The sequence below is a fragment of the Gracilinema caldarium genome (assembly GCF_029265695.1).
Taxonomy (GTDB): domain Bacteria; phylum Spirochaetota; class Spirochaetia; order Treponematales; family Breznakiellaceae; genus Gracilinema; species Gracilinema caldarium_A.
This window is the reverse complement of the sequence record NZ_JAJUHW010000060.1, coordinates 1-11,702: the sequence shown is the minus strand read 5'-3', so window position 1 is coordinate 11,702 and position 11,702 is coordinate 1. Positions and strand designations below refer to the sequence as shown.

Sequence of the window (11,702 nt, the reverse complement as noted above, 5' to 3'; positions counted from 1 at the left end):
CCATTAACCTGTTCTATATAACCTTGTACACGGGGTATTAAGAATGTTTCAGCCCATTGCACAATTGCGGTAGATCGGGCAACCTCGCGGGCAAGTTGCGCTTGTGCATCCTGCAAAGCAGCCTGAGCTTTTTCTCGTTTTACGCTATCGGTACTTTTCTGTGCCTGGCTATCCTGAACCATAGCCTGTTTCAGATTTTCCTGTGCTTTTTTTATTGCCCCAATCCGCTCATCTATCAATAGAGGGAGACCGGTTGCAGGTTCCTTGAGCAGTTGGAGCATATCCATAAGACGATACGCATCATGCAAATCCGTATCCAAGCTGACGAGAATAGAATATAACTTATTTATCAATATATTCTGGTTTTCCATGAGTGCTTCTGAAAGTTTTCCATTCCAGCTGTAGGCCCGAACCAATTCCATACGCAAATCCAGATTATCCGGGTCCTTTAGCAATCGCTGGCGATAATTTTCGAGCACCTGTTCCTTAAGGGCAGCTTCTTGGTCGAGCAGGGTCAAAACTGAAGATAAAGCTTCCGAAGGCTCATACAGCTCCAAAATCCGATTGCGGATTTCTGCAGCCTTATCGCCCTGGTTGGTCTTATTGTAGGTACGAACAAGCCTGAGGTACATTTCTATCTGTTCGGGATGTTCCTGCGCCCCTTCCAAATACACATTGATGGCCTTGTCAGGATATCCGCTGATGTCATAAATCGCACCCAGTGTAAGAATCTGCTGTGGATCGGTTTTTATATCTTGCCACAGTTCAGAAAGCCTACGTTCCCCTTCCCTCACCTTGCTTTCCCAGAGCAAGGTAAGGGCATAATTTACCTTGAGATTAAGGTCCTCGGGGTACTTGGCAATTGCCTGACGGTATAGATCTTCAGCATCCTGATATTTCATAAGCCAGGCACATATTTTCGCTGCTTCGGCCCACACATCCTGTTCCGCATCAGGAGATTTCAGGTATTCTTTGTAAAGACGGATCCCTTCATCAATCTCTCCGCTCCAAATCCGGCTTTTTGCGGCTAGCAAGGTAAAGCGACTGTCTTCTCCGGCCATAACCTTACCCCGAGACAGGGTTTTTATTGCGCTTCCGTGATCCCCAATCAGACTATACACTTGAGCGAGCAACAGATAACCTTCCTTATTTTTGGGGTTCTGTTGGATAGCATATTCATATTGGGGAATCGTCAGATACGGGTTGTCAATTTTACGGTTAGCAAGATCTAGCGGAAATCGTTGGGGAACCAAGGCGCGATCGACTGAACCTTTTGCAAGCGGTGAGTCTTTGTGTAACAAAAAAAAGGCATCCAGAAAGAAATAAAAGCGAGAATCATAACGGCGTTGTTCAGAAACTTCAAAACGTATGGTATGAATACCCGCTGAGAGCGGGAGAGCCTGTTTTAGTACATACCAGTGGTTGGTATTAGAATATTTTTCTACTACTTCTACCTGCTCCCGGTATATGGGAATGGGATTTCCACCATCAACAATGATAGAGATAGGAGACACAAAAGAAGCTAACAAATCACTTTCCGGTCCCGGAGGAGTACCGCCGACCCATATATTCCAAGCGCCTTCAGCAGGAACAACAAAGCTATAGTCGGCATAAAAAGGAGCACCTTTTGCGGTACCTTCACGATTTAGCTGGAGCATACGGTAGCCACTCGATGCATAGTCAAGTGTTGCCTGGTCAGTCATGTTGGTAGTTACCGCATCTTCTGCCTCTACCCAAACAAGACCTTCTGGCTGAGGAGTAAAAAAAGGTTTCTGTTTTGGGGATGACTCAGCAAAACTGTTCAAACCCAAAACTCCAGCAAGGATGAATAAAAAAATGCGCTTCATAGTTTTCTCCTTGTATCCGATTATAATATATATGAGTTCTGTAAAAAAGAGAGCTGTTAAAATTAGAGTTTTTGTAGAAATTTTTCTTTTTTCCTCATTACCAGCCCTGCTAGATATTGCATTCTTTGGAGAACTCGTTCGCCAAGATTTATTCTTTATTTTTTATACCGTTATTTTTGTACTGCTTTTTAGCTTCTATGATCTATTGCCCGCATTCATAGGCTCAATTCTTGCTATCGCAGAAGTAATAGGAATTTCTTTTTATTATATTAATACAAGTGTACTCACCTGGGAAGATGTCCTTACCGCTTCCCATTTCCATACCCTGCTTGGCGGATTTATTTTATGCATTCTAACCGCCTTCATTCGCAACCGGATTCTCATCGGCCGAAGACGGTTTTTAGAGCGTTACAAACAGGCAGTTCACCGGGTAGCAATCCTTGAAAAACGCATCAGTATTTTGGAACGGGTACATCAGGTTCTGGAAAATCGGGTATCGAGCCAAAAGGATTCCATTACCCTGCTCCATGACCGGGTAAAAAAACTTGCCTCGCTCAACCTAGATGAAGCTTTGAACACCATTTTAGACACCATTGCGCTCTTTACCAACATGAGCGTCGGTGAGATCTGGCGACTCAATGAAGTAGAAAACATCCTTGTACCCGCAGCAGTATACGGCTGGTCTACTGACAAGACCCAATCTGCAAGTCGTTCACTGGACGGAACCATAGAAGGCTATGTGTTCCGCAACAAACAACTCTTTTCGGTACGAATGCTCCTTAACAGTGCAGAATTTGACCGCTTTGACACACGAAAAAATATACTCACCCTGCCCATTACTATTAGCGGCAAGGCTTGGGGTGTCCTCAACATACAAAAACTCCCTTTTGAATACTACTCTCAGTACACTGAATCAATTCTTGAAATTCTTTTAAGTCTGTCTGAACCCTATTTACGGCATATCGTAGAATATGAGCAGCTCCAAAACCAACAGGAACTAGATCCCATAACCGGATACCCCCTGTTTACCCTATTATACAAAAGCCTGGAAGATGACATTGAACGAACTAAATATGAAGGGGGCAGTGTTTCTCTAATTATCATGGAAATAGTTAATTTTGATGAACTGGAAGCACAAGTAGACCGGAATCAGCTACGGAGGCTCCCTTTTGAGCTAAAAGAGGTAATTGACCAGACAAAACGGATAAAATCAAAGGCTTTTCATTATAAAGACGACAACCAGATTGCCCTGCTCGTAAATGGGCTGGATCATGATGGTACATCTTTCTTTTGTCTCGATGTACTTGCCCTCCTTTCTGGCTATACCTTTTCGGCTAATTCACAAAACTATCCAGTTGAGCTTATACTTGGTTTCAGTACCGCCACCAATGCAAATGTCACGGTGGACAGCATGGTAGCCGAAGCGGAACATCTCCTTTCGGTACAGCGCTTGTAGGAGCATCTCATGGAGAATTTCCGAAACCTGTTTATCACTAAAACAGGCTTTATTCCCCGGACCCAGGCACAGGCGCTTACAGCCTATATGGAAGACATTATCGGTCCTGAATATTATGTATATCGGGCTGTTAATGTACATCCATTGCTCGAAGAACCCTGGGACTTTCAGGAAATTGACCGATTGCTCGCAAAAAATGAACTGGATATTGATACTATTACTATTCTGGTAACTATTTTTGACAAAATGCTCCAGCTTCCGGACAAAGAACAAGCCCTGTTTGCAGCAGAAAGTATTAACGCTCTTGAACAGCGGTATCTGAGTATCATTGTGTCGATGTTAAAAAAATTAGAAACAGAAGAAACATCAGAATCGGTGCGGACCATCATGCAAGCCTACCTGAGCCTTGCTGCCATCAGCAAGAAACGACCACTTTTAAGAACCTTTTATCTCGGGGAAGCAAAGGCAACTTTTAAAAAATATAGACACATACTCACCGATCCGGAAAAAGACATTGCGGTATTCATCAAAATATTATTTGATTTAAACCAATTGGCGGAAGCAAGAAAAGAAATCATGTTGAGTATTGAACGATACCCGAAAAATACCACACTACACCTGCTTGCCGCGGAATATAACTTTAAAATTGGCTCCTTTAGAAGTATTGGTAACTATTTAAACAAAATCTCCCGTCTCTTTCGTGACAGCAAGGATACCGAACTGCTTAAGTTCTGGGGTATAGGAGTTCAGAATGAGTAAGCCTCTCAGGGTGTGCATGGTTCTGGAAGGATCTTATCCGTTCATTACCGGCGGAGTTGCAGCCTGGGTTCAGGATATTATCCAGGGTTTACCGGAAGTTGAATTTTCCCTTTTAACCCTTTCACCCCAAGAGCATCAACAACTCCGTTATACCCTCCCGCCCAATGTAAAAGAGCATGTGGATCTAGTCCTGAGTGACGCACCCCGCAAAAAGGCAGGAGTGCGACCTGGGAAGCGCTCCATTGCCGCGGTGCTGCAATTCCATCAGCAGATGTTCGAAAGTAAAACAGTTAACTTTAACGCTATAATTGGCGCACCAAAGAGAATAGAAGAGCTCGATAATGGCTTATTGAGGGATATACATCTCTGGAACCTCCTGGTGCAATCCAATCTACGCAAGAATCCTGCGTATCCATTCTCAGACTATTTCTGGGCATGGCAGTCATCCCATAGACTTCTTTTTAATACTCTCCAAGCCAGGGCGCCCGAAGCGGATATCTACCACGCCATTTCTACCGGCTTTGCTGGGCTTGCAAGTTTGGTAGCAAGCAGAAAACATAACAAACCTTTTTTACTTACCGAACATGGACTGTATCATAAAGAACGGGAAATCGAGATTAGAAAAGCTGATTTTGTACGTGGCTATCAGCGAGACATGTGGATAAACATTTACAACAACCTAAGCAAAATTTGTTACCAATCTGCTGATGTAGTTACCGCTCTTTTTGAAGAAAATCGCCAAAAACAAATAGAACTAGGCGCAGATCCGGCCAAATGCCTTGTTATACCAAATGGTATTGATATTGAACGGTTCTCATCGGTGGAACGGAAAAAGAAGCCTGGCTTTCATGTGGGGCTCGTCGGCCGGATTGTCTCCATTAAGGACGTAAAGACCTACATTGCGGTCGCTAAAATTGTGCTGGAGCAAATTCCAGAAGCTACATTCTACGCCATTGGGCCAACCGACGAGGAACCGGAATATTACCGAGAATGCCTAGCTATGGTAGAAAGTTTCCATATCCAGGATCGCTTTATTTTTACCGGTCGACAGAACGTTTTAGAGTATTATGCCTTTTTAGATCTTATGCTCCTTACCAGTGTCCGTGAAGCCCAGCCCCTTGTTATTTTGGAAGGTTGGGTTGCTGGTGTCCCCTGCATCAGCACCAAGGTGGGGAATGCACCAGAGATGCTCGATTACGACGAAAGATTCCTCGCACCATCTAAGGATCCGGAGAAACTCGCCAAAAATGTCATGTATGTGTATCAACATCCAGATCTCATGAAGGAGATAAATGAGCGGAATAAGCAAAAAGCAATCAGACTCTACAATAAAAAGGATCTGATCCAGCGGTACCGGGAACTATATGCCCAGCTCGGTCCCGAACAATGGAAATCTCACGATGGAGAGGCAACCTGATGGCAGGCATAGGATTCCAGCTGCGCAAAATTATAAGCCGGGGCAATTTATATGAAACAATTGGAGCCCTTGTTTCAGGGGTCTTTATTGTTGCCGGGCCTTGGCTTATCTCCGTGGTTGCCATGGCCTTACTTCAGGGCTTTCTCGCCACGCTCAAGGTAGAACACCTCATCGTATTCCAGGTCGTCGTTGTTTATAGTTATGCATTTTCCTTAAGCCTTTTTTCCGCCCTTCACCACCATTTTACCCGCATTATTGCAGACCTTGTATGGGAAAGCAGACATGGTGAAGCTGCCTCATGGATGCTCCGCTTTCTGCTGCTTGCTGTAGTACTTTCTCTGGCCATTGCAATTCCTGTGTCGTTTATTATCCCTCTCCAAATTGGAAACGATGAACATCTGTTCCGCATGGGGATAACCGCACTTTTTACGGTTATAAACATATTATGGATCATCATGCTGTTTATCTCATTGCTTAAACAGTATCTGATAATTCTCCTCGTGTTTCTGGGAGGTATGGGCATATCGGTATTCACTGCACCGATCCTTGCTCAACAATACGGGGTTGCAGGCGCTCTTCTTGGATATACGGGGGGACTTGCAGTCATCGATGTGTTTTTTTTAACCATCGCTCTCGTTAAGTATCCCCCGAAAAAACCAGAACAGGGATGGAAAACATTCTGGCAGTATCTGGGCACCTATGGGGGGTTAATTGCTTCAGGCTTCTTTTTTTATGCCGGGCAATGGCTAGACAAACTATTCTTTTGGTTTTTTAAAGGAGAGACCATACAAGGCATCGGTCTCAAAGTATTCCCCGCATATGACTATACGGTGTATATTGCAGGGCTTTCTATAATTCCCGGGCTTGTGTATTTTGTCATCATTGCCGAAACCCAAATATATATTGATACACGGCATTTTCTGTTCACCCTGACCCATACTCCCTGGACTAAAATACAGATTGCTAAACAGAAACTTCTCAGCAGCCTTAAGAATGAACTGAAAGACCAGAGTCTCCTCCAAGGATTCTGTACGTTAGGGTTTGGATTTTTATTATACCTGTACGGTCCTGAATCACTTAAAAATCCAATCATGGCCCTATCCTTAGCGGCAGCTTTTTTCCAATTTACCCTTATGACAGTCCTTGTGTATTTGTATTATTTTGAATTGTATCAACAAGCAATGGTTACAGCTCTTTTGTATTTCATACTGAATGGCCCCATTGCAGGGCTTATCTATTGGCTCATACCGTTATTGCTGCCTGGAGCTGGTCACCTTGCTTCCGGAGCCATAGCCACATACTTCGGATACCACCTCCTCAAAACCAATACCAGAAAAATAGAGAAAATTCTCTTTCTCCGAGCCCTGGGGATGAAGAAAAGTTCGTAGCAGCCACGATCCCCCGGGAACTAATGTCCCAGGGGGATGTTATTACCACGCTGCAGTTTTTGCCTTATTGTTATTATAGAATTGCTGTATTTCTGTTGCGCTCCAGACGCGATTTTCGATAAGCACACCGTTAATTTTGCCATTTAAACCGTAGTAGTTGTTAAGGATCTGAGTGCTATCGAAGAACTGGGAACCAACTACCACAGGAACCGGAGGAGTTGCAGGACCAGCAAAGGTCGAAGTAGCCTTGACATTCCTAAAAGTGCCGCTCTTGTTTAAGACCCCGTCGATATAGAGCTTCATCTGTTTAGCTGCTAAGTCCCAGGTAGCCACTAGGTAATACCAACGGCCCGTGTTCAGCTTAGTTTTAGCCACAAGATAATCATATTTATAGGGAGTTTGAGCTGAGAGGGAGAAACAGGGGTCATTGCCACTTCCCCAGAACTGAAGTGACCAAATCTCGTCGGAAAAGTCCGACTTTACCCCCGCATGGACGATGCCGCCATATGCAATAGGTGTGGTAAGATACACCCAGGCCTGAATGGTGCCCTTGTCGTGAAAATCGTATACAGTGCCAGTATTTGGAAGGGTCATACCCTGAGCACCATTAAAGACGGTCACATCGCCGGTTCCTGCAAGGTCGCCGGGAATATCATTTGTAGTACCGATGCCTACACTGCTTGGGTCATCAAGTCCATGATAAAAAGAACCGAAGTCTCCTAATGGTGCAGAGGTTACAATACTGAGCGGTGCAGAATCGCTCGTGGTTACAACCTGATTTGCGGACTTGTCAAACACGGAACCGCCAGAAAGATTTACAATTTCTGGATCGTCTCCAGAGGGGACCCAGACGGTGTCATAGGCGCTGGTAATTTGAGCGGCCTCGTTATTAATAAGAGTCACATAATTGTCCTGCTGGGTTGCAATGTTTACCACCCGTGTTTTAGCCCGGGTATCTCGGGTAGCCGAGTTGTAATCTACCGTATAGGTTGCTGGCCCCGAATAGGATGAAAGTTTGTAGGTCGTCTGCTGGCGAACTACCGTTAATGCGAGGAAAGCGTTGTCAGTATTTACCGCTAAACCAGGAAGGAAGAGGGATGAATAGGTATTTAAGAAATCACCGCTTTCATTTTTGGTACTCGTAATAGCCTTTTCGAACACAATCATGGTTCCCACAAGCTGGTTATGGTCCGCACTGACCTTTTCCGTATAGTATCGGATACCAACGATAGCCCGGGCCCGGTTCCCTTTCCAGAAACTGTAGGAGGGAGTATCGGTAAAGTTTCGGGTATACACAACTACCGAGGCATAAGCTGCGCTGGCGTCGGTTTGGGGGACAAAAGCGCTGGGGTAATCGAGACTGCCGTTAATGTCAAAGGGAGCAAAAGCGCTGCCCAAGTTTTTAACATCCACGATCACTTCGTCCTGGTAGCTCCCATCTCGGTAATAGAGCCGGTTCCGCTCTCTGAATTTGGAATCAACTGAGCCGTTAGCCTTTACCACAATATCCGCATTGGTCCAGGTACCCAAAGCTGCAGGAGACCCATCGGGATTATCGAGTATATAATACCATTCTTCCTGTTTTTCCCGGGGATCATAGCTGGGGAACGTGGTGAGTACCTGAACAAAATACACGTTCGCCGTAGCTGTCTTGGAAATAGTCCAGGAACTGGTCTGCCCCACCTCGGGGTAATTCGTCTGGGACCCGGTAACCGGTTTGCTATCGGTCGGAAGCGTAATAGCGGTACTATCATCCACCGGTACCGTCGCTCTGGCTAAAGTGGAATCGATCCTCTTATTAAAAGGAACTAAGGCCTTCCCCGATTGGGTAAAGGAATTATTAAGCACATCAAAGGTGGTCATATAGCTGGACCGGAAACTACCAAGCTCGCCCGACAAATTGGACGGGCTCGTGGTCAGAGTACAAGATGCAAAACCTGCGGCAATAACGAGGCCTGCCAAAACTGTTTGTCCGATCACCAGACTTGATATAAACCATCGTTTCATAGAAACCTCCACATGATTCCCGAGGGAACCCTATTTTTTAAAAAGCAAAAACCATGCCAAAAATAGGATTAAGTAGCTAAAATATAATGATTTTTATATATTGTTATAGAATAAACAAATAAAATAAATAAATTGGAGAATATTAATATTTTTGCAGGGTTTATAGAAGGGTATTCAACTAATACTTCGACATTTTTGGCGATTTATGTTTATTTTTCGACAATAATGTAGAAATAAAAAGGGCTTTCTGCAGAGAAGCTGCAGAAAGCCCGAATCGCTTAATAAGCGGTTTCGTTACTCTATTGAATCAAAGGTAACTGGCGAACTATTCGGAATATAAAGGGTAGCCCGGCTGCGGACCAGTTTAGAGCTCCGATTTCCCGAAGCATCAATAGTATAACTGTATACGGTTACGGTTTTTGCAACAATGTTCCCCGACTCGTCTTTCCAGGTTTCAAAATAGAGGGAGGAAACTTTCTTATCACTACCCGCAGGAACCTCTGTATAATAGCGGACTCCATCCAGGGTTAGATCTACATGTTTACCAAGGTAGTAGGAAAGGCCGATCTGCTGGGTCTTTATTTCCTGGGTATAGGTAACCTTGGAGCTGTAGGTAGCATTTTGGTCCGGTGATGGCTCATAAGAAGCTGCTTGTAAAACCTGAGCTAGATCCAGACCGTCAAAGGAAGCATACTGTAATAAACTTTTGTTCGTTGTCATATCAGCAATCGTTTCTTTCCTCAGACTCGGAACTGTCCGGCTTTTTGCATAATTCATAAGGCTAAAGTTTGTCTCAAACCGGGCGCGAAAGAGGTAATCGGTAGTCCCATTTTGATCACAAACCGGATCGGCGTTGGTTAGTTTATTGTCAAGTTCTGTATCTTTTAGGTAATAATCCTCATAGGTTACTTCCCGGTTGCTCCCTAGCCGATACCGGGTTTCTGTTTGTACAAAGTACACACCGCTCCCCTTATTGGTCACCGTATATTTGGTGTTCTGCCCCGATTCTGGATAATTGGTTAAGGCACCGCTTAAGGATGCACCAACAGTGCCGCTTATGGAACTTACATCCAATTCCTTATTGGTAAAAAAGTGCTCGTCATATATGGGGAGTGTCGCCTTGCTTAAGGTGTTCACTTCGTTCTCCGCGACCGCAGACATAAGGAGCATGTCTTTTACTGCAGCTTCATAGTCCGGACTGTCCCACATGGTGCAGGAGAGCATGCTTACCAGCACTACCGATCCTAATAGTAAATTTCGTTTCATATCCTATCCTCCAGCCATTACCATGGCAATTAATTGTATTACGGTGCATAATAGTATTTGCAAAAACCATGCCAATTCATCTATATCAACACAATATATAATATAATACTTATTTCATACATAGCAAATACTTACAACAGCAGAATAAATAGTATAGCTCCCATCATGTTATTATTCGACATAATCGTCTATATTTCGCAAAATATTCGTCTATTTTGTCGATTTTTACCACCATTGACATTTGTATCCAAAGCGGTCTAGACTCATGTATGTCGTGGGGTGGCCCCGGGGGGCCTGAGATTATACCCGTTGAACCTGATCTGGGTAATGCCAGCGAAGGGAGCCTGACGCATCTCAACACCATTCCCCACAGCCATTTTTTCGTACCGGCATAGCCCGGGAAGGAGCAACTATGGCTGGGAACAACAAACTGTTTTCCTGGAAATTGAACGAAGTCGTGGTCCTGGCGGTGCTTTCCATCGCCATCGGTGTCCTCTTTTGGGCCTGGACCTTCATTGCAGCCCTTGCAAAACCCCTGTCAGCTATTGGCTTAGACTACCTTTTGGCAGGGGTCTGGTTTATCGGGGGAACCCTGGTAGCCTTTATTATCCGCCGGCCTGGGGCGGCCCTGCTCGGAGAGGTGCTTGCAGCAATTCTCGAGGGCTTTATAACCCAATGGGGCATAACTGCCGCCATCTGGGGCCTTGTGCAGGGCCTCGGCGCAGAAGCAGTCTTTGCCGCCACGAGGTACAAGAAATGGAACCTCCCGGTCATGCTCGCAGCGGCCTTAGGTTCATCAATCTTTTCGTATATTCTAGACTTCTTTTACAGCCAGTACTGGACCTTGCAGCCCTGGGTTTGGCCCATTCAGATCATCTCTGTATCTGCTGGCGGCCTCTTCTGGGCAGGCTGGCTTGCCTACCGCATCGGCCGCGGTATTATTCATACCGGCGTGGCATCGAACCTGCGCTGCGCCGACGACCTGATTCGGGAAGAAACTGCTGAGAACGAGGAATAGGAGCCCGGTTAGAACACTTATTATGGAAGAAATCCGGCTGGAAGGGGCTTCCTTCCGTTTCCCCGGCAGGGCAAAACCCTTGCTGCGGGACATAAACCTCGTCATTCACCGGGGAGACCGGGTGCTGCTCCATGGACCTTCTGGGAGTGGTAAATCGACCTTGCTTGCTACTCTCGCAGGCCTTGTGCCAGATCATGTGGGTGGGGAACTTACGGGTACCATCAGGCTATCCTACACCCGCAAAGCCCTGGTTTTGCAGAATCCGGAAGCCCAGGTGATTACTCCGACCGTGGAAGAAGAGCTTGCCTTTCCGCTGGAAAATCGAGCCATGCCAGCGGAAGAGATTGCCCCCCGTATAGCAACTATACTGGAACGTTTCGGCATGATAGGTCTTCGCTGCCGCAATCCCCTTGAGCTTTCCGGGGGCGAGTGTCAGCGGCTCTCCCTCGCGGCGGCCCTTATCCAGCAACCGGATATTCTATTTCTTGATGAACCTACTTCCTATCTGGACGAAGCCCGCTCCCAAGAACTTTTCCGTGACCTG

General features: G+C 45.5%; 9 protein-coding genes and 1 riboswitch. Of the genes, 6 read left to right on the top strand and 3 right to left on the bottom strand.

Annotated elements, in window-relative coordinates:
• The coding region (locus tag Q7P68_RS13070) for a tetratricopeptide repeat protein (RefSeq protein WP_304226386.1) at positions 1 to 1,847 on the bottom strand (1,847 nt) is incomplete at its 3' end.
• Between the two features lie 31 nt (positions 1,848 to 1,878).
• On the opposite strand from Q7P68_RS13070, the gene Q7P68_RS13065 reads away from it, so the two are divergent.
• Genes Q7P68_RS13065 through pelG form a run of 4 tightly spaced genes read left to right on the top strand, consistent with a single transcriptional unit; the run spans position 1,879 to position 6,867 of the window.
• The gene (locus Q7P68_RS13065; protein WP_304226384.1) at positions 1,879 to 3,303 is read left to right on the top strand and encodes a GAF domain-containing protein; all 1,425 of its coding nucleotides are present in this window, start codon (positions 1,879 to 1,881) and stop codon (positions 3,301 to 3,303) included.
• Between the two features lie 9 nt (positions 3,304 to 3,312).
• Positions 3,313 to 4,062: a hypothetical protein gene (locus Q7P68_RS13060; protein WP_304226382.1), complete on the top strand. Its 750-nt coding sequence runs from the start codon at positions 3,313 to 3,315 to the stop codon at positions 4,060 to 4,062.
• A complete protein-coding gene (pelF, locus tag Q7P68_RS13055) occupies positions 4,055 to 5,479 on the top strand; it encodes a GT4 family glycosyltransferase PelF (RefSeq protein WP_304226380.1) in 1,425 nt (474 codons plus the stop codon). The genes Q7P68_RS13060 and pelF overlap by 8 nt, the downstream gene beginning before the upstream one ends.
• Positions 5,479 to 6,867, top strand: a complete 1,389-nt coding sequence (pelG, locus tag Q7P68_RS13050) for an exopolysaccharide Pel transporter PelG (RefSeq protein ID WP_304226379.1) — start codon at positions 5,479 to 5,481, stop codon at positions 6,865 to 6,867. Before pelF ends, pelG begins: the two co-directional genes overlap by 1 nt.
• Positions 6,868 to 6,909: 42 nt before the next feature.
• On the opposite strand, the gene Q7P68_RS13045 is transcribed toward pelG, so the two are convergent.
• Positions 6,910 to 8,874 (bottom strand): LamG-like jellyroll fold domain-containing protein, encoded by a 1,965-nt coding sequence (locus Q7P68_RS13045; protein ID WP_304226377.1) that lies wholly within the window; start codon positions 8,872 to 8,874, stop codon positions 6,910 to 6,912.
• 294 nt (positions 8,875 to 9,168) lie between these two features.
• On the bottom strand, positions 9,169 to 10,140 hold the full coding sequence (locus Q7P68_RS13040; RefSeq protein ID WP_304226375.1) for a hypothetical protein: 972 nt from the start codon (positions 10,138 to 10,140) through the stop codon (positions 9,169 to 9,171).
• A gap of 265 nt (positions 10,141 to 10,405) precedes the next feature.
• Positions 10,406 to 10,500: riboswitch (TPP riboswitch) on the top strand.
• A gap of 52 nt (positions 10,501 to 10,552) precedes the next feature.
• Here Q7P68_RS13040 and Q7P68_RS13035 point away from each other — a divergent pair.
• Positions 10,553 to 11,158, top strand: coding sequence for an ECF transporter S component (locus Q7P68_RS13035; protein ID WP_304226374.1), 606 nt, complete (start codon positions 10,553 to 10,555; stop codon positions 11,156 to 11,158).
• Between the two features lie 22 nt (positions 11,159 to 11,180).
• Positions 11,181 to 11,702 (top strand): ABC transporter ATP-binding protein (locus tag Q7P68_RS13030; protein ID WP_304226372.1); only part of this gene is annotated, 522 nt, incomplete at its 3' end.